17 protein-coding genes and 1 pseudogene are annotated in these 17,237 nt (G+C 65.8%); 9 read left to right on the top strand and 9 right to left on the bottom strand.

Features of this window, described 5'->3' with window-relative positions; genetic code table 11:
• The first annotated feature begins 19 nt into the window (after window positions 1–19).
• Together ACW4E8_RS11470 and ACW4E8_RS11465 are read left to right on the top strand one after the other, a co-directional pair.
• On the top strand, window positions 20–976 hold the full coding sequence (locus ACW4E8_RS11470; protein ID WP_456804616.1) for an alpha/beta hydrolase: 957 nt from the start codon (window positions 20–22) through the stop codon (window positions 974–976).
• Window positions 973–2,073 carry a 3,4-dihydroxy-2-butanone-4-phosphate synthase gene (locus ACW4E8_RS11465; RefSeq protein WP_456804615.1) on the top strand — a complete coding sequence of 367 codons (1,101 nt, stop codon included), beginning with the start codon at window positions 973–975 and terminating at the stop codon, window positions 2,071–2,073. The genes ACW4E8_RS11470 and ACW4E8_RS11465 overlap by 4 nt, the downstream gene beginning before the upstream one ends.
• Window positions 2,074–2,077: 4 nt before the next feature.
• On the opposite strand, the gene ACW4E8_RS11460 is transcribed toward ACW4E8_RS11465, so the two are convergent.
• From ACW4E8_RS11460 to ACW4E8_RS11445, 4 genes are read right to left on the bottom strand one after another with little or no spacing between them, the layout of a single operon-like run.
• On the bottom strand, window positions 2,078–3,043 hold the full coding sequence (locus tag ACW4E8_RS11460; protein WP_456804614.1) for an acetyltransferase: 966 nt from the start codon (window positions 3,041–3,043) through the stop codon (window positions 2,078–2,080).
• Window positions 3,044–3,066: 23 nt separating this feature from the next.
• The gene (locus ACW4E8_RS11455) at window positions 3,067–3,858 is read right to left on the bottom strand and encodes an SDR family oxidoreductase (protein WP_456804613.1); all 792 of its coding nucleotides are present in this window, start codon (window positions 3,856–3,858) and stop codon (window positions 3,067–3,069) included.
• Window positions 3,859–3,891: 33 nt separating this feature from the next.
• A complete protein-coding gene (locus ACW4E8_RS11450; RefSeq protein ID WP_456804612.1) occupies window positions 3,892–5,085 on the bottom strand; it encodes a sulfotransferase family protein in 1,194 nt (397 codons plus the stop codon).
• Entirely contained in the window at window positions 5,082–6,200 is a 1,119-nt protein-coding gene (locus ACW4E8_RS11445; protein ID WP_456804611.1) for a DUF1214 domain-containing protein, read from the bottom strand. The genes ACW4E8_RS11450 and ACW4E8_RS11445 overlap by 4 nt, the downstream gene beginning before the upstream one ends.
• Before the next feature lie 212 nt (window positions 6,201–6,412).
• Here ACW4E8_RS11445 and cysD point away from each other — a divergent pair, with 212 nt between their 5' ends.
• The 4 genes from cysD to ACW4E8_RS11425 all read left to right on the top strand — a co-directional run bounded on the left by cysD (window position 6,413) and on the right by ACW4E8_RS11425 (window position 11,017).
• Window positions 6,413–7,309: a sulfate adenylyltransferase subunit CysD gene (gene cysD, locus ACW4E8_RS11440; RefSeq protein WP_456804610.1), complete on the top strand. Its 897-nt coding sequence runs from the start codon at window positions 6,413–6,415 to the stop codon at window positions 7,307–7,309.
• Window positions 7,309–9,255, top strand: coding sequence for a sulfate adenylyltransferase subunit CysN (cysN, locus tag ACW4E8_RS11435; RefSeq protein WP_456804609.1), 1,947 nt, complete (start codon window positions 7,309–7,311; stop codon window positions 9,253–9,255). The genes cysD and cysN overlap by 1 nt, the downstream gene beginning before the upstream one ends.
• A 103-nt stretch (window positions 9,256–9,358) precedes the next feature.
• Entirely contained in the window at window positions 9,359–10,498 is a 1,140-nt protein-coding gene (locus ACW4E8_RS11430; RefSeq protein ID WP_456804608.1) for a helix-turn-helix transcriptional regulator, read from the top strand.
• 78 nt (window positions 10,499–10,576) lie between these two features.
• Window positions 10,577–11,017: a nuclear transport factor 2 family protein gene (locus tag ACW4E8_RS11425; protein ID WP_456804607.1), complete on the top strand. Its 441-nt coding sequence runs from the start codon at window positions 10,577–10,579 to the stop codon at window positions 11,015–11,017.
• Window positions 11,018–11,083: 66 nt separating this feature from the next.
• Here the strand turns inward: ACW4E8_RS11425 and ACW4E8_RS11420 are convergent, their stop codons facing one another.
• On the bottom strand, window positions 11,084–11,740 hold the full coding sequence (locus ACW4E8_RS11420) for an isochorismatase family cysteine hydrolase (RefSeq protein ID WP_456804606.1): 657 nt from the start codon (window positions 11,738–11,740) through the stop codon (window positions 11,084–11,086).
• 77 nt (window positions 11,741–11,817) lie between these two features.
• Window positions 11,818–12,738: a pyridoxal-phosphate dependent enzyme gene (locus ACW4E8_RS11415; protein ID WP_456804605.1), complete on the bottom strand. Its 921-nt coding sequence runs from the start codon at window positions 12,736–12,738 to the stop codon at window positions 11,818–11,820.
• Window positions 12,739–12,881: 143 nt separating this feature from the next.
• Here ACW4E8_RS11415 and ACW4E8_RS11410 point away from each other — a divergent pair, with 143 nt between their 5' ends.
• Complete coding sequence (locus ACW4E8_RS11410; RefSeq protein WP_456804604.1) at window positions 12,882–13,793, top strand: LysR family transcriptional regulator; 912 nt, start codon at window positions 12,882–12,884, stop codon at window positions 13,791–13,793.
• Between the two features lie 79 nt (window positions 13,794–13,872).
• On the opposite strand, the gene ACW4E8_RS11405 is transcribed toward ACW4E8_RS11410, so the two are convergent.
• On the bottom strand, window positions 13,873–14,163 hold the full coding sequence (locus ACW4E8_RS11405) for an excalibur calcium-binding domain-containing protein (protein WP_018311926.1): 291 nt from the start codon (window positions 14,161–14,163) through the stop codon (window positions 13,873–13,875).
• 79 nt (window positions 14,164–14,242) lie between these two features.
• Window positions 14,243–14,701, bottom strand: a complete 459-nt coding sequence (locus ACW4E8_RS11400; protein ID WP_456804603.1) for a MarR family winged helix-turn-helix transcriptional regulator — start codon at window positions 14,699–14,701, stop codon at window positions 14,243–14,245.
• Between the two features lie 68 nt (window positions 14,702–14,769).
• Here ACW4E8_RS11400 and ACW4E8_RS11395 point away from each other — a divergent pair, with 68 nt between their 5' ends.
• A complete protein-coding gene (locus tag ACW4E8_RS11395; RefSeq protein WP_436223997.1) occupies window positions 14,770–15,249 on the top strand; it encodes a hotdog fold thioesterase in 480 nt (159 codons plus the stop codon).
• Window positions 15,250–15,399: 150 nt separating this feature from the next.
• On the top strand, window positions 15,400–16,875 hold the full coding sequence (gene glnA / locus ACW4E8_RS11390) for a type I glutamate--ammonia ligase (RefSeq protein ID WP_456804602.1): 1,476 nt from the start codon (window positions 15,400–15,402) through the stop codon (window positions 16,873–16,875).
• 72 nt (window positions 16,876–16,947) lie between these two features.
• Here the strand turns inward: glnA and ACW4E8_RS11385 are convergent.
• Window positions 16,948–17,229, bottom strand: a pseudogene (locus ACW4E8_RS11385) (Rid family hydrolase); the annotation flags it as partial.
• Between the last annotated feature and the right edge of the window lie 8 nt (window positions 17,230–17,237).

Here is a 17,237-nt window from a genome sequence, read left to right as displayed (position 1 = left end):
CTGCAATCCAGGAGACCCCATGCCGCTCGATCCCCAGGCCCGCGCCGTGCTTGAAGCCATGGCCGCCATGCCCAGCCCCGACTTTTCCACCCTGCGCGCCGCCGACTACCGTGCCGCGCTGGCAGCCATGCCCGCGTTCGCGCCCGGCGACACCATCGCCGCGCAGCAAGACCTCACCATCGATGGTGCCGCAGGCCCGCTGAAGGCCCGCCTGTACCGGCCCGACGACAGCGCGGCACTGCCGCTCGTGGTCTATTTCCATGGCGGCGGCTTTGTCCTCTGCGGCCTCGATTCGCACGACAACATCTGCCGCAGCCTGGCGCGCCGCAGCGGCGCGCTGGTGCTGTCGGTCGATTACCGGCTCGCGCCGGAGGCGCGCTTCCCGGCCGCCGCCGCCGACGCCGTCGCAGCCGTGCGCTGGGCCGCCGCGCATGCGGCGCAACTGGGCGCCGACCCGGCGCGGCTGGCCGTGGCCGGCGACAGTGCCGGCGGCAACCTTGCCGCCGTGGCCTGCCAGCAGTTGCGCGGCAGCGGCATCGCGCTGCGGCACCAGCTGCTGCTCTACCCCTACCTGGACTGCAGCGACGCCGCGGCCGCCAGCGCGAGCTACCGCGAATGCGCGCAGGGCTACTTCCTCAGCACCGCGGAACTGGACTGGTATCGCGCCCAGTATCTGGCCAATCCCGCCGACGCCGCCGATGTGCGCGCCAGCCCGCTGCACCAGCGCGAACTGCACGGCCTGCCGCCGGCCACCATCATCACCGCGGAATACGACCCGCTGCGCGACCAGGGCGAGGCCTATGGCGAGGCCCTGCAGCGCGCGGGCGGCAGCGCCACCGTGCGCCGCTGGCCGGGCCAGTTCCACGGCTTTATCAGCATGCAAGGGATGATCGATGCCGCCAGCCAGGCGCTGGATGCGGCCGCGGCCTCACTGCGCCAGGCCTTCGGCAGTACCAGCCGGCAGGAGGCAGCATGAGCGCCGCCACCACCCTGCCGCCGATGGCCGACGTGCTGGCGGCGCTGGCCGCGGGCCAGCGTGTGCTGGTGATCGAAGACGAGACCGACGAAGCCACCGGCTGCGTCCTGGTTGCCGCCGAGCGCGCCAGCGAGGCCGATGTCAACTTCATGGCCGCCGAGGCGCGCGGCCTGGTCTGCATGGCGATCACCGAGGCGCGCCGCGCGCTGCTGCAGCTGCCGCCGATGGCCGCGAACCACCGCCAGCGCGAGCGCTACACCGTGTCGATCGAAGCGGCCACCGGCGTCAGCACCGGCATCTCCGCCGCCGACCGCGCGCTCACGCTGCGCGTGGCGGCAGCCCCGCGCGCGCAGCCGCATGACCTGGTCCAGCCCGGCCACATCTTCCCGGTGGTGGCGCAGCCCGACGGCGTGCTGCGCCGCGCGGGCTTTGCCGAGGCCTGCTCCGACCTGCCGGCGCTGGCCGGGCGCGTCGCCGCCGGCGCCTATGCGATGCTGCTCGATGACGACGGCGACCTGCTGCGCGGCCCCGCCCTGCTGGCTTTCGCGCGGCGCCACGGCCTGCCGGCGGTTTCCATCAGCGGGCTGATCCATCACCGGCTGCTAACCGAAAGCGCGCTGCGCCGCACGCACTCGACGGAACTGGCCACGCCCTTCGGATGCTTCACCGTGCACGCCTACCATGACGCGCCGGTCGATGCGCTCCACCTGGCGCTGGTGCTGGGTCAGCCCGACCCGCAGCGTCCGGTGCTGACGCGCGTCCAGGCAGTGGAAATGCAGCGCGACGTGCTGGGCTTCGGCACGCCGGCCCTGCCCGCGTGGAACCTGGAGCGCTCGCTCGCCCGCATCGGCGCCGAAGGTTGCGGGGTGCTGGTGCTGCTGGATGAGCGCGAATCGCCGCAGCAGCGGCTGGACCGGCTGGCAGCGCCGGCCGCCGCCACGCCGGCGCCGGCCTTTGCGCAACGCGCGCTGGGGGTCGGGGCGCAGATCCTGCGCGATGTGGGGGCGCACAAGCTGCGCCTGCTCAGCCATCCGGTGCCGTATCGCGCCGTCACCGGCTTCGACCTGGAGGTCACGGAGTTCGTGCCGCCGTGCTGAGTTGCTATGAACGGCAGCCGAAGCAATCGGCAAAGCTGCGCGTGAAGCGCTCAACGTCGGCGTCTGACAGGTGGTTGATGCCGCCTGCCAGGCGCCGGCCGCCGCCGGTCTCGAAGCCGCGGCAGAAATCGGCCGCACCGGTGGCGCTGTGGGCGGGCACCCGCACGCTGACCGCAAAGCCGCCGCCGGACTTCGGCGACAGCAGGCCGATGGCGTCGCCGGGCCGGCCGCGCACCAGTTCATTGGCCAGCACGCCGATCGCGCGCCGCGCCCACGGCGCGTCCGGCAGTACCAGCAGCGCGGCGCCGGGCACTTCGTGCGCGGGCGCCAGGCAGCGCGCGCGGGCCATGTCGTCCTCGTAGCCGTCGCACAACACCGCATAGGCCCCGCATTGCGCCGCGAAGGCCAGCGGGTCGGCAAACGGCAGCATGTGCCGCGCCAGCTCGGCGGGATCGAAATGCAGGTCCGCCACGCACTCGCCATAGGCGTTGTAGTTCAGGCACGTGCCCAGCTGTTCCAGCACCGCGGTTTCGCACTCGCCCAACCCCGCCTGCGCCGCCAGCGCGCGCGCCACGCCGCCCAGGTTGTCGCCGAACGCGGCGGTGATCGCCCAGCGCCGGTGGCAGCCATCCAGGTGGCGGTCGACCAGGATGCTGGTGCAGGCCTCCGGCCCTTCGTCGATATGCGCGCGCAGGCCGGCATGCCCGGGCAGTTCGCCGGCATGGTGGTGGTCGAAGTAGTCCACCCGCGCACCGGCGCCGAGCAGCCGCATCAGGCCATCGCGGTTCTGCTCGAGCGAGATGTCCAGCGCGGTCACGGTGTCGCCCGGCCCCGCGTCGATACGCTCGAGCAGCCGGATATCGCGCTTGACGCCGGTGACCAGCGTGGCGTCGCCGGCATGCGCCAGGCGCAGCTGCTGCAGGGCGCACAGGCCGTCGGCGTCGCCGTTGAAGGCAAAGTAGCGTGTCATGGCAGGCTTGCGGTGGTGTGGACTCAGGGCATGAAATCGCCGCCGTTGGCATCGAGCGAAGCGCCGGTGATGGCCCTGGCGTAGTCTGACACGAGAAACAGCGCAGCGCGCGCGCAGTCGTCGTCGGTCGGCATGCGGCCCAGCGCGATCTGCGCGGCCACCGGCGCGATGACGGTGGCCTCGCTCACGCCCTGCTCGGCCGCGGCGTGGCGCACATAGCCCTGCACCGGCTCGCCCCACATCCAGCCCATGAAGATGCTGTTGGCGCGGATGCCATGCGGGCCCAGTTCGCGCGCCAGGTACTTGACCGCCACCGCCAGCGCGCCCTTGGACGCCGCGTAGCCCGATTCGCCCGGCATCGGCTTGCGCGTGGCCTGGGTGTTGATCATGACGATGGCGCCGCCGCCCTGCGGCTTCATCAGCGCCGCCACTTCCTGCGTCAGCGTCATGGTGCCGAACACGTTGGTGTCGAAGACTTGGCGCCAGACGTCCAGGTCGGCCGCTTCCACCGGCTCGGGGAAGTTGCCGTGCTGGAAGGCGCTGTTGACCAGCGCGTCGATGCGGCCGAAGCGGCGCATGGTCTCGCCGGCCAGGTGCCGCGACTGGGCCCGGTCGGTGATGTCGGTCACCACCTTGAGCACTTCGCAGTCGGCCCCCAGTGCATCGATGCGGGCCTGGGCGTCGTCCAGTTTCGCCGCGGTGCGCGCGGCGATGGCAACGGCGCGGGCGCCTTCGCGCGCCGCCTCCACGGCCAGCTTGACGCCCAGCCCGGGGCCGATGCCAGATACGATGACGATCTTGTCCTTCAACAGCATGGTGTTGTCTCCTGTGATGCGCAGTGCGCTGTCTTAGTTTTGCTTCAGGATGTGCCGCGCGCGGTAGCCGGCGAAATCGCGTTCCAGTTGTTCCTGGCTCAGGCCGAACTGCTCCAGCGTATAAGCGTGGGCCGCGCGCTGGTTGCGCGGGTTGCCCTCCATCCACGCCCACATGCCGGCGCGGGCGGACTCGGTCAGCGGCATGCCGGCAAAGCGGTAGACCGCCTGCGCCACGCCGAAGGGATCCCTCACCGTATCCTCGAAGCGCACGTCGAGGAAGCGATCGGCAGGCAGCCCGTCGCGCACCGTCATGGCATGTGCGGTGGCGCGCTGCATCTGCCCGCTCCACTGCCGCCCCACCGTGGCGGCATCGGGCGCATCGGCGTACAGCTTCCACAGCGTATGCGCCATGCTGGCCATCGACGGAATGGTCTGGGCGGGGTCGCGATGGGTCAGCACGACCTGCGCGCCGGGGAAGACCCGGAACAGGATTTCCAGCGTATGCAGGTGCTGCGGCGTCTTCAGCACCCACCGCTGCGCCGGCGCCTCGCCGCGCTGCCGCTTCTGCCACTGCAGGAACTGCAGCATGGTCTTCAGGTAGGCATAGACCTGGGTGCGGTCCTGCCGCGCCAGCCAGTCGGTATAGGACGGCACGTTGGCGTAGGAATCCATCGCGCACAGGAAGGAATGCTCCATCAGCATGAATTCCTCGTCGGCCGCCATGGCGTCGAGCGGATGGATGGCGAGGATGTCCGGGATAAAGCGGATCATCTGCGCCACTTCCTCGCGCGCCAGCCCGATGCGCCGGCCGGCGTCGCGCGCGTCCTCGCCGGGCAGCGGCGCCGGGTAGCGCGTTTCCCACCACGCCGCCGAATGGAAGCGCGCGTCAGTGGCCAGCATGCGCTGCAGCAGCGTGGTGCCGGTGCGCGGCAGGCCGACGATCACCAGCGGATCGTCGACGCGCTCTTCCAGGATCTCGAGATGGCGCCGGCAGTAGTCCTGGATCACCAGCCGGTTCACCAGTTGCGCCTGCAGCTTGCCTTGCAGCATCTGCGCGCCCTGCGGCGCCAAGCCGGCTTCGCGTGCGAGCGAGTCGGACAGCACCTCCAGTGCCTCGCGGTAGTCGCCCGGGCCAAAGTCAGTCAGTCCGCCGGCCTGTTCGCTGGCCTGAGCCAGCAGGCGCTCCACGTCAAGCACCGTGGTGTGTTCGGATGCGATGGTGTTCATGCGTTCTCCCTGATTTCTTCCCTGAGCGATGCCAGCTTGACCACGCGCGTGCGCGGATGCGACGGCTGCGCCGCTCCCACCCAGCGCCAGCACATGGTGCCGTTGCGATGGCCCGCAGTCTCCAGCCAGTTGGGCAGGCCCGGATCGCGCGCGCTGAGGATGACGGTGACGCCGCCGTTGGCATCCAGCCGGGCACTGTGCTTGTTCAGGCAGATGTCGTGGTAGCGGTAGTCGAGCGACTCCATCCAGTAGTTGTTGATCTGGAAGTTCCAGAAATCGCAGGCCGGCACCCGGTCCACCTCGACCACCAGCGCTTCGTCGTCCGCCAGCGCCCAGCAGGAGTGGTAGTAGAAGATGTTGGGATCGCCGCCGGCCGCCTGGCAGACGGCCTGGTCGGCGGGCGGCAGTGCATTGACATGGCCGCCATAGCCCTGGGCCCAGTCGGCGAAGATGCGCGCGGTGCTCTCGACAAAGCCCGCGGCGCGCAGCAGGCCGCCATGCAGGCGTTCAGCGTCAAGCACGGGCGGCTTGTCGCCGCCATTGAGGCGCTCGATGTGCAGATCGGCCGGGGTCTCAGCCTTGCGGTCCATAAAGGTCTGCCGCACCACCAACGCATTGGTGCCCGGCTCCATGCGCACCCAGTTGCCTTCGTGCTGGCGCGCGCTGAGGACGATTTCGAAACTGCCATCCGCCTCCACTGCCAGCTTGTTGCTGTCGAGAAAGCCGGTCTGGACCATGCGCCCGTCGGTTTCGTAGCCGCCCTTCTGCGTGCCGAAACTCAGGTAGGCCACCGTGCCGCGCCGGCCGCGGATGCGGTACTCGGCACTGCCGTCCAGGCGTGCGTAGCGATAGAGATTGTCCGGATTGTCCGCGCCGATCTTGGCGGTTTCGTGCGACGGCGAGAAGAAGCCGGGAAACGCCGCATCGGCAAATTCCACATGCATCTCCAGCGCAATGCGCAGCAAGCGGCTCAGGTAGCGGAAGCCCTCGGCGCGCGTGAGCGCGTCCGACGGGGCCTCCGGGCGCAGGATCTGCTGCCCGCTGCGCTTGAGCACCTCGCAAAACTCGGCCCAGGTCTGGCCGCACAGCAATTGTTCTTCGGCGGAGTTCGCCATCTGCCTGCTCCCGTGGTTCGTCGGCGAAGCAACGATACCCAGCGCGGGGCAGCCCCAGCCTCGTCCGGGTGGACTAGGAAATGCACGCCGCGTCCCGCGATTTCTTAGTCCGCCCGGACGAAGTGGCACAGGGCCCCGGCTCGCTACCTTGTGCCCATGCCAGACCGCCGCGACATCCCTGCACGGCGCCGGCAAACCAAGAGGAGATCCCGATGTTGACCCACCTGGAGCAACTGGAGGCGGAGAGCATCCACATCATGCGGGAGGTGGTGGCGGAATGCGAAAACCCCGTCATGCTCTATTCCATCGGCAAGGACAGCGCCGTGATGCTGCACCTTGCCATGAAGGCCTTCCACCCCGCGCGGCCGCCGTTTCCGCTGCTGCACGTCGATACCACGTGGAAGTTCGGCGAGATGATCGCGTTCCGCGACCAGACCGCCGAGCGGCTCGGCCTGGACCTGCGCGTGCATGTCAACCCCGAAGGGCTGGCGCGCAACATCAGCCCGCACGAGCACGGCTCCGCCGTCCATACCGACGTGTGGAAGACCCAGGGCCTGAAGCAGGCGCTGGACCACTACGGCTTTGACGCCGCCTTCGGCGGCGCGCGCCGCGACGAGGAAAAGTCGCGTGCCAAGGAGCGCGTGTTCTCGGTACGCACCGCCCAGCACCGCTGGGACCCGAAGATGCAGCGCCCCGAGCTCTGGCGCCAGTACAACACCCGCAAGCGCAAGGGCGAAAGCCTGCGCGTGTTCCCGCTGTCCAACTGGACCGAGCTGGACATCTGGCAATACATCTACCTGAACGACATCCCCATCGTGCCGCTCTACTACGCCAAGGAACGCCCGGTGGTGGAACGCGATGGCACGCTGATTATGGTCGACGACGAGCGCCTGCCGCTGCGCCCCGGAGAAACGCCGCAGCTGCGCAAGGTGCGCTTCCGCACGCTGGGCTGCTACCCGCTCACCGGCGCGATCGAGAGCGAGGCCGACACCCTCGGCGGCATCATCCAGGAAATGCTGCTGGCGACCACCTCGGAGCGCCAGGGACGGCTGATCGACAGCGACTCGGCCGGTTCGATGGAAAAGAAGAAGCAGGAGGGATACTTCTGATGGAAACCCTGATCGACACCGCGCCCGCGCTTTCGCAAGACGCCGCGCAAGCCACCGGCACATCGGGCGAGATCGCCCACTACCTGCGCGCGCAGCAAAGCAAGAGCCTGCTGCGCTTCATCACCTGCGGCAGCGTCGACGATGGCAAGAGCACGCTGATCGGCCGGCTGCTGTATGAATCCAAGATGCTGTTCGAAGACCAGCTCGCCCAGCTGGAAGCCGACTCGAAGAAAATGGGCACGCAGGGCGACAACCTCGACTTCGCGCTGCTCGTGGACGGCCTGGCCGCGGAGCGCGAACAAGGCATCACCATCGACGTGGCATACCGCTTCTTCGCCACCGACAAGCGCAAGTTCATCGTTGCCGACACGCCGGGGCACGAACAGTACACGCGCAACATGGTCACCGGCGCCTCCACCGCCGACCTGGCCATCCTGCTGGTGGATGCGCGCCGCGGCGTGCAGACCCAGACGCGCCGCCACAGCTACCTGGTGGCGACGCTTGGCATCCGCCGCGTGGTGCTGGCCGTCAACAAGCTGGACATGGTGGACTACTCGCGCGAGGTCCATACGCGCATCGAGAACGAGTACCGGGAGTTTGCCCGGCAGATCGGGCTGACCGACATTACCTGCATTCCGATGTCGGCCCTGCGCGGCGACAACATCACCGAGCCCAGCGCCAATACCCCGTGGTACCACGGCCCGACGCTGATGGCCCACCTTGAGAACGTGCCGATCGACAACGCGCCCGTGCAAGGCGAGCCGTTCCGGCTGCCGGTGCAGTGGGTCAACCGGCCCAACCTGGACTTCCGCGGCTTTGCCGGCACCGTCAGCGCCGGCGAAATCCGCCGTGGCGACCGCGTGCGCGCGCTGCCCTCGGGCCGCGAGAGCCGCGTGGCCGGCATCGTCGGCGCCGCCGGCGCGTGCGAGCACGCCATGCGCGGCCAGGCGGTGACGCTGACGCTGGAGGACGAGATCGACATCAGCCGCGGCGACGTGCTGGCCTGCCCGGAAGATCCGCCGGCGGTGGCCGACCAGTTCGAGGCCACCCTGGTGTGGATGAACGAGGACGCCATGCTGCCCGGGCGCCCCTACCTGCTCAAGCTCGGCACGCGCACCGTGGGCGTGACCGTGGCGCAGCCCAAGTACAAGGTCAATGTCAACACGCTCGAACACCTGGCCGCGCGCACGCTGGAGCTCAACGAGATCGGCGTGTGCAACCTGCACCTGGACCAGCCGGTGGCCTTCGATCCCTACGCGCGCAACCGCGAGCTGGGCGGCTTCATCATCATCGACCGCCTCAGCAACAACACGGTCGGCGCCGGCATGCTGCACTTTGCGCTGCGCCGGGCGCAGAACGTGCACTGGCAGGCCATCGACGTGGACCGCCGCGCCCATGCCGCGCTCAAGCACCAGTCGCCGCGCATCGTCTGGTTTACCGGGCTCTCCGGCGCGGGCAAATCCACCATCGCCAACCTGGTGGAAAAGCGCCTGCACGCGCTGGGCCACCACACCTACCTGCTCGACGGCGACAACGTGCGCCATGGTCTGAACAAGGACCTGGGCTTCGCCGAGGCCGACCGCGTCGAGAACATCCGGCGCGTGGCCGAAGTGGCAAGGCTGATGCTCGATGCAGGCCTGATCGTGCTGGTGTCCTTCATCTCGCCGTTCCGCTCGGAACGCGACATGGCCCGCTCGCTGGCCGGCGACGGGGATTTCGTCGAAGTCTTCATCGACACGCCGCTGGCGGTGGCCGAGCAACGCGACCCCAAGGGCCTGTACCGCAAGGCGCGGCGCGGCGAGCTGAAGAACTTCACCGGCATCGATTCGCCCTACCAGCCGCCCGAGCGGCCCGAGATCCGCATCGACACCACCGCCGACACCGCGGAGCAGGCCGCAGAGCGGATCGTGGCGTGGCTGCGGGAGACAGGCGTGCAGCGCGAGTAGCGCATCTAGCCCGAACGGACGATGCTGGCGTCGCCGCGATCGGTACGATGGGAAGGGCGGGATTCCCGCCTTTCCTGTTGCCCTGCATCGAGGGACCGCCATCATGCTGCCAGACCCCCTGCCGGCCGCCGAGCTGAGCGCCCTGCTCGCCCAGCTCTACCAGGGCCCGACCGAAGCCGTTCCCTGGGCCGGCTTCCTGGAAAACGTGCGCCAGCGCCTGGGCGCCGTCTTCGTCACGCTGGTGCTGCGCCACCCTGCTACCGACCGGCCGGGCCTGATCGTCAATGCCTCCGACTACGGCCCGCATCTGCCGGGCGAGCCGTCGTACAGCGAGCAGTACTACGCGCTGTGCCCCTTCCTGGACCTGCACCCGGACCGGCTCTTCAGCGCCGACGAACTGTTTGGTGAAGCCGGCTGGCTGGCACACCCCTTCTACACGCAATACCTGGCGCCACTGGGCCTGCGCTATATCCTCGCGGCCAACCTGGTCACGCCCGACGGCGTGGAATGCGCGCTGTTCATCAGCCGCGCCCACGCGGGACAGGACTTCAGCGAGGCCGACAAGGCATTGCTGCACGGCCTGCTGCCACACCTGAAGCGCGCAGTGGACCTGCATGCCGCGCTCGACGTGCTTGCCTCCGAACGATCCCTGTACGCGGATGCCGTCGACCGGCTGCAGGTCGGCACTGTGATCCTGGACGAGCACAGCAGAGCCATCCGGACCAACGACGTCGCCGGCCGCCTGCTGCAGGCGCGCGACGGCCTCTACCTGTCGGAGGGCGCGCTGCACGCGCACTGCCCGGTGGAAAACCGCAGGTTCCGCAAGATCCTGGAAGGCGCGGCCCAGGCCCACGCGCTGGCCGCACCGCGCAGCGAAGTCACCACGCTGAGCCGGCCCGCCGCGCCCACGCCCCTGAGCGTGCTGGTGCGGCCGATCCCGCTCAGCTATCGCACCGAAGACAAGTCGCGCCGACCCGCTGTGGCGGTGTTCATCCGGGACCCGGCGGGATCGCCGCGCAACACCCACGCCAACCTGCGCAAGCTGTTCCACCTGACCCCCACCGAGATCGAACTGGCTTTGCTGATGGTCGACGGGCTGACGCTGGATGAAGCGGCGATGCGGCTCGGCGTCAAGAAGAACACGGCACGGGCGCACCTGCGGGGCATCTTTGCCAAGACCGGGGCGACGCGGCAGGCGGTGCTGGTGAAGATGTTGCTGTCCAGTGTGGTGGGGATGGGGTAAGGGCTTCATACTCCAACCAGACGATGTCGAAGTATCGCTGGACTGCTTTAATTCTCGCAAGCCACCGGAGACCAGTCGATGACCGACGATGCAGTGCAGCTTGCCAATCTCCTCTACATCTATGCCGAGCGCATGGACGCCGGTGATCTGCCTGGGGTCGCTGCACTGTTCGAACACGCAGAGATCGAAACCGGAGATGCAGTGCAGCGAGGTTCCGAGGCCATGCTGAAGCTCTGGCAAGCCTATGTGAAATTGCACGCAGATGGAACGCCCAGAACCAGGCATGTCATCAGCAATCCGATCATTGAGATTGCTGATGACAGCCTGGCAGCGACCGTCAGATCGTACTATACGGTCCTTCAGGCAACCGACCGTATCGCGCTACAAGTGATTGCGGCCGGTCGCTATCATGACGCCTTTGAAAAGGTCGAGGGACGCTGGCGCTTCAGCCGCCGCAATTATGCGATGCTCGATTTGAAGGGTGACCTGACCGATCATCTGCTCGTGCCGTCTGCCTGAGGGATGACACGGTGGCATTCTAAGCAGGGTAATTGCTCCCCCAGACTGCCGCAATGCCAGCCAATGCTAGGCAAGCAACCGCAAGGCATCAGCGAGCGAGAGCACCGTTGTGCGCGAATCGAACGCCGTTGAAAAGAGATGATCGTGCACGACCTGATCCGGGTCGTAGCAGCAATCCTTGACCGTGAATAAACGGAAATCCGCATCGCTCGCGTACGCGACCGACGACAGCACCACACCGGTCGACGCAATGCCCACCATGAGCAGGGTATCGATACCCTGCGCGGAAAGCCGCACCTGCAGGTCGGTACCAAAGAACACGCTGGCACGATGCGCGATGATGAGCGGTTCAGTGGCCTGCTGGCCGAGTTCCGGTGAGATCTGGTCGTCGACGAAAAGACCAAGCTGCTTGATTCCCTGCCCGTTCCGGTTCAACGGACTGACTTCCGGATAGCCTGGACCAAAGTGGATCTTGGCGAAATAAACGCTGACGCCCTTTTCCCGCGCAGCGTCACACAGCTTGCGCGTATTGGAGAGCAAAGTGGGCGCGACCGATTGAAACAACGCCAGGATGTCGGTCTGATAATGCATGACCACCAGCGCGGTTTGCGCTGGAACGATTGCCGGAATCTGCATGGTCACACTGTGCGCATCAGCGGCGCTGTCCATGCCCTGTTGATGGTCTGCTGAACCGACGGGTCCATGTTCAACGGGTGGCGACATAGGGCTACGCGATAAGGAATGATGATCGACTCTACCACGACCAATCGGTTGGCCGTTCCGGGTTTCTTTAAACCCGCTCAGTCCGGCATTGCAGCAAAGTCATGCAGTTGCCGAGCAGTCACCGTGGCCCCGCCACATACCACCACGGCGACGTTGGAGGCCGTCTTCAGCACCGGGTTGTCGCAATCCAATGCCGCCAGGGCTGCGCCGCATGCCGGCTCGACCAGGACGCGGTGTTCGTCAAGAAACCTTATCGCTGCCTGCACCGCCTGTTCGTCTGACACAACGACGCTGTGGATCTCGTGACGCTGCGCCCATCGGAGCGCGCCATCACACGGCCGCCTGGCGCCAAGCGACGTCGCCACGCTGGTGATTCTTGAGAGTTCGACCGGCCTGCCTTGGGCGACCGAGCGGGCGTAGCAGTCCGCACCGTCGGTCTCTACCGCGATGACAGGCACGTCGGACCAGCCATTCCGCTGAAGCCCTTCCAGCACGCCGCACAGCAGGCCACCACCGCCCACGGCAAGAACGATTGCGCCTGGCTTCGGCCCGGATACCGCCATCTCGTCCACCAGCGTGGCGTGCCCCTGCCAGATGAGCGGATCGTCGAACGGATGCACGAAGGCATCGCGCGGCCCGATCAGGGACAGTGCAAACTCGTGCGCTTCCGCCCATGTGCCTCCGCGCACGATCAACTCCGAGCCTTCCAGGCGGATCAGGTCGCGCGCTCGCGGTGGCGTGCTCTCAGGTACCACAACCACCACGGGAACGCCGAGTTCGCGTCCGCAATAGGCTGCCGCAATCCCGGCATTTCCGCCTGAAGATGAAATGAATCGCTGTGCGCCCGCCGCGTGCCGCGCTTCACACAAGGCTCCGACACCCCGAAGCTTGAAAGAGCCGGACGGCTGTGCGGCTTCCATCTTTAACCAGACCGGCTTGCCGAGCCGCCGCGAGTTTGGCAGGGACTGTACAAAGGGTGTGCTGATGTGGAGCGTCATGTTTCGTAGCGAAATGTGGAAGCGAGCCGTCCCTGCAACAAGGGAAGCTGCGCCATCGTAGACGCAGGAAGCTATGCAAACAAATGTTGTTTAGGTAGTCTAGCTATGCTTTGAGAGTATGGTAATGAACGGGCGGAAGCGGTATGCGGAACATTGAATTGCGACATCTTCGCTACTTCATCGCGGTGGCGCAGGCCGGCAGCGTGGTGGCGGGCGCGCGTGCCGTCGGCATTGTCCAGCCCGCCCTGTCGCGGCAAATTATCGAACTTGAGGCGGCCATCGGTACTCCACTGCTGGCGCGCAAAGCAAGGGGCGTGCAACTCACTGTGGCGGGCGAGAGCTTCCTGCGGGATGCCACACAGCTTCTGGCAAACCTGCAAGCCAGTCGCGATCGCGCCTTGCGTTGCGCTGCCGGGCAGCTCGGCGAGCTGCGCCTTGGTGTGTTGCCGAACTACCTGAGTTCAGCCGTCGTGACAAACGTGCTCAGGGCCTTCCGGATGGCGTGCCCGGAAGTCAAGGTCCTGGTGGACCCGATGCTTTCTACGGAGCAGATTGCCGCGATCCGGCACAGGCAGGTGGATGGCGGCATCATGGCCTGGCGTCGGCATGAGGCGCCGCATCTGACTGGCATCGTGTTGCTCAGCGACCGCTTCGTATTGGCCATGCCTTCATCGCAGTCCGCCCGCCACAAGCAGCCGAAACGACTGGCGGACGTGGCGGATCTGCCCTTCGTCTGGTTCGATCCGGCGCGGTCCTCGTCCCAGCATCGCTTCCTGATGACGCAGTGTGAGCGCGCCGGTTTCTCGCCTCGCGTGACCCAGGTTGGCAGCGACATCCCGACCGTGCTCGGTCTGGTTTCGGCGGGGATGGGTTGCGCGTTTGTCCCCGAAAGCCTGTCAACCGTCTGTCCGCCGACCGTGCGGCTGGTGCCACTGCCTGAGGTCGCTGATCGCTTCGACGTGGAATTCGCGTTCGACGAGGAGGTAGCGACGCCAGCAGTCAGGCAATTTGTGCAGGCGCTACAGCAGGTGATCGATGATCGGGCAAGCCAATAGCCATTGGCTCCGTGGCGGCCCGTGCCGGTCGGTCACATGACTCATTGCGTGGTTCCGGTGTCGGACAGCAAACGGCCCGTCAAAACATACACTGGAGGGGCGGCGTCTCACATGGAATACCGTCGCCGTCCCCATCCATCTTTACCGCCGGGCAGTTTTTCAGATAGAAGCGCGCTTCCGCGCAGGATGCCATCTGGCTGCAGTGCTGTTTGCCCTCGCAGCGGAATGCCGGTTCCGCCGTGGCTGCCACGGCTGAAACCTCGATCTGCTGTGGCTCGGCCTGGGCAACGGGATTGACCAAAGGCGCGTGAGTTTTGTAATAGATGAAGGCGGCCGCGACGGCCGCAACTACCAGCAAGCCCTTATACATGTTGACCCCTACCCTTCTTTTTCTTTTTGGAAATGGAAGGATGCCACAACAGCGTCGTTGTCGGTCAGGCGCTCTGCCGCTACTCTGCCAGCCTTGCTGCGGCCTCGCCTACCATGTTGTGCAACTCTGAACCCAGCTTTTGGCGCAACGCACGGTGGGCGGGCTGCCACAGCGCCACAGCCTGTTGCAACTTAAAGGCGCCGGCCTCTGTCAACCACACCGCGCGGCGGCGGCGATCCGCTTCGGACATGACGACTTCCACCAGCCCCGTGCTGACAAGCTGATCCACATTCCTTGACATTGTCGATTGATTCAGTCCCGCTCGTTGCGCCAGTGAGCCAAGGGTGTCGTCTGTTGCCGACGCGATCAGACACATCAATCCAAATTGAGTACTGGACAGGCCAGATGAAGCCAACGCCTCATCCAACTCCGCTGTAATTCTGCGCGCCAGCAGGCGCGACCACCAGCCGATATCGACATCGAGAACCGCAGCGGCGTCTGCGCGCAGGGTCCTGGCTCCTTGCCTTCGCTTTTCCATGGCGATACTATATGCAGATGCATTGTTTGTATCTGCATATATTACCAACAACGAGGAGATCTGACGAGATGGAATATCGATATGGCCTTGCCTCACCCGCCGACGTCGCAAACATGAACGGCCGGGCAATTCTTCAAGCCATTGTGGACGGACATCTGCCACAGCCGCCTATCTCACAGATCCTCGACTTCTGGTTGGTCGAGGTCGGCGACGGATTCGCCGCGTTTGAAGGCGAGCCGTCGTCCAGACTGCTCAATCCAATGGGCTCGGTGCATGGCGGATGGCCTCTGACGCTCATTGACAGCGCAGCCGCCTGCGCAGCCAACTCCCTTCTTCCCGCCGGCACTGGTTACACCACTGTCGAAACAAAGGGAAATTTCTCCCGGCCGATCAAGCCTGATACAGGCAGGGTCCGTGTCGAAGGCCGCGTTGTCAGCCATGGCCGTCAAATCATTACCGCGGAAGCTCGCGTGCTTGCGAAGGACGGGCGCGTTCTGGCCCATGGCACGTCTACGCTACTCGTGCTATCGCCTGCGCGGGAACAATAGGCGAACCAAGCGAAAGTCAGGGGAAGCCGGCTTGAGTCAGGCTGGCGACCACAGCCATTCGGCAAGACTGCAGGGTTGGTGAGGCGCTTTCCATTCGGAATCTGACAGGCTAATGTTGAATGATGCTGCTGGCGGACGATGGAGGCGGATATGGGCATGGTCTCAATAGAACCCGGCAGCTATCACGTTGCGCCGCCGCAAAACCCCGGCGAAGTCATCGATCTGATCCGGACGCACGCAATCCAGGTCGTTGACCTCAGGTTCACCGACTTGCCCGGCGTGTGGCAGCACTTCTCGATCACGCTGCCGGAAGTCAACGACGATCTATTCTCGGCCGGCATCGGTTTCGACGGGTCTTCCATTCGTGGGTTCCAGGAAATCCACGAGTCCGACATGCTGGTCAGGCCTGACCCGGCCACTGCATTCATCGATCCGTTTTGCACAGCACCAACGCTGGCGCTGATCTGCGACGTGCTGGACCCTGTTCTGCACCAGCCGTACTCGCGCGATCCGCGCCACATCGCACGAAAGGCAGAGCTGTACCTCCAGCAAACCGGTCTTGCCACGGTTTGCTACGTTGGCCCCGAACTGGAATTCTTCATTTTCGACTCCATTCGCTTCGGGCAAGACCAGCACTCTGCCTACTACCATGTCGAATCCGCCGAAGGCGAATGGACCTCGGGACGTGACGAAGGCGCCTATGGCGGCGGAAATCTTGGCTACAAGCAGCGCTACAAGGGAGGATACTTTCCCGTGCCGCCAAGCGATACGCTGCAGGACATCCGCTCCGAAATCGTACTCGCACTGATGCAGGCCGGCATCCAGGTCGAGGTGCATCACCATGAGGTAGCCACGGCGGGCCAGAATGAAATCGACATGCGCTTTGCGCCACTGGCGCGCATGGCAGACAACGTGATGATGTACAAGTACATCTGCAAGAACGTTGCGCGCCGCCACGGCAAGGTCGCCACATTCATGCCCAAGCCCCTGTTTGCCGACAACGCGAGCGGCATGCATTGCCACCAGAGCCTCTGGCGCGACGCCGAGAACCTCTTCTATGACAAGAACGGTTGGGCGCAGACGTCCCAGATGTGCCGTTGGTACATCGGCGGCTTGCTCAGCCACGCCCCCGCGCTGATGGCTTTCTGCGCACCGAGCACGAACTCCTACAAGCGACTGGTGCCCGGATACGAGGCGCCTGTCAATCTGGCCATGTCGCAGCGCAACCGGTCCGCCGCAGCCCGGATTCCAATGGTTTCGGATTCGCCAAGCGCCAGGCGCGTTGAATTTCGCTGTCCTGACCCGTCCGCCAATGCCTACCTCGCCTTCTCGGCAATGCTGCTCGCCGGCCTGGACGGCATTGAAAACCAGACGGACCCCGGCGACCCGCTCGACAAGAACATCTATGATTTGCCACCGGAGGAAGCCGCCCGCATCCGGCAGGTACCAGGTTCCCTCGAAGAATCGCTTTCCGCGCTGGAATCCGACTCAGCGTTCCTGCGCAAGGGAGATGTTTTCACTGAAGACCTGATCAGGACCTGGATTGACTACAAGCGCACGCGCGAGATCGATACATTGAAGGTGCGGCCACACCCGTGGGAATTCCACCTCTACTTCGACATCTGATCAGCGTTCGCCCCGTGCCAACGAAAGCGTTCAGGGAAGCGGCGCTACCCTCATCAGTGGCAGTGCTTCCGCTCACCAGTCAGATATCTGGTCAGGCAGTCTGGCAATCACCTTGATCTCAAACTGGAAGCCGTAGAGCCATGTCACACCGACCCCCGTCGGCGTCGGATATGGCGCATCGCCCCAATGTTCTCCGACGACCTTCCAGATTCGCTCAAAATGCTTCTCAGGATCGACAATGAAGACCGTCACGTCGACCACATCCTTGAAGGTGCAGCCGGCCGCCGACAGGATCGCGTCCAGGTTTTCGAACGCGAGCATGACCTGGGCCTCCAGTTCGGGGCTTGCAACACCGTACGTGA

This window comes from Cupriavidus sp. CP313, assembly GCF_054072015.1.
This window is presented reverse-complemented; position numbering and strand designations above follow the sequence as displayed.

Excerpts from the sequence above, each read along its gene's own strand:
- ACW4E8_RS11445 (WP_456804611.1), bottom strand. The coding sequence starts at position 6,200 with ATGGCGAACTCCGCCGAAGAACAATTGCTGTGCGGCCAGACCTGGGCC.
- ACW4E8_RS11420 (WP_456804606.1), bottom strand. The coding sequence starts at position 11,740 with ATGTCGCCACCCGTTGAACATGGACCCGTCGGTTCAGCAGACCATCAA.
- ACW4E8_RS11470 (WP_456804616.1), top strand. The coding sequence starts at position 20 with ATGCCGCTCGATCCCCAGGCCCGCGCCGTGCTTGAAGCCATGGCCGCC.
- cysD (WP_456804610.1), top strand. The coding sequence starts at position 6,413 with ATGTTGACCCACCTGGAGCAACTGGAGGCGGAGAGCATCCACATCATG.
- ACW4E8_RS11415 (WP_456804605.1), bottom strand. The coding sequence starts at position 12,738 with ATGACGCTCCACATCAGCACACCCTTTGTACAGTCCCTGCCAAACTCG.
- cysN (WP_456804609.1), top strand. The coding sequence starts at position 7,309 with ATGGAAACCCTGATCGACACCGCGCCCGCGCTTTCGCAAGACGCCGCG.
- ACW4E8_RS11455 (WP_456804613.1), bottom strand. The coding sequence starts at position 3,858 with ATGCTGTTGAAGGACAAGATCGTCATCGTATCTGGCATCGGCCCCGGG.
- ACW4E8_RS11450 (WP_456804612.1), bottom strand. The coding sequence starts at position 5,085 with ATGAACACCATCGCATCCGAACACACCACGGTGCTTGACGTGGAGCGC.
- ACW4E8_RS11430 (WP_456804608.1), top strand. The coding sequence starts at position 9,359 with ATGCTGCCAGACCCCCTGCCGGCCGCCGAGCTGAGCGCCCTGCTCGCC.
- ACW4E8_RS11410 (WP_456804604.1), top strand. The coding sequence starts at position 12,882 with ATGCGGAACATTGAATTGCGACATCTTCGCTACTTCATCGCGGTGGCG.
- ACW4E8_RS11395 (WP_436223997.1), top strand. The coding sequence starts at position 14,770 with ATGGAATATCGATATGGCCTTGCCTCACCCGCCGACGTCGCAAACATG.
- glnA (WP_456804602.1), top strand. The coding sequence starts at position 15,400 with ATGGGCATGGTCTCAATAGAACCCGGCAGCTATCACGTTGCGCCGCCG.
- ACW4E8_RS11425 (WP_456804607.1), top strand. The coding sequence starts at position 10,577 with ATGACCGACGATGCAGTGCAGCTTGCCAATCTCCTCTACATCTATGCC.
- ACW4E8_RS11460 (WP_456804614.1), bottom strand. The coding sequence starts at position 3,043 with ATGACACGCTACTTTGCCTTCAACGGCGACGCCGACGGCCTGTGCGCC.
- ACW4E8_RS11405 (WP_018311926.1), bottom strand. The coding sequence starts at position 14,163 with ATGTATAAGGGCTTGCTGGTAGTTGCGGCCGTCGCGGCCGCCTTCATC.
- ACW4E8_RS11465 (WP_456804615.1), top strand. The coding sequence starts at position 973 with ATGAGCGCCGCCACCACCCTGCCGCCGATGGCCGACGTGCTGGCGGCG.
- ACW4E8_RS11400 (WP_456804603.1), bottom strand. The coding sequence starts at position 14,701 with ATGGAAAAGCGAAGGCAAGGAGCCAGGACCCTGCGCGCAGACGCCGCT.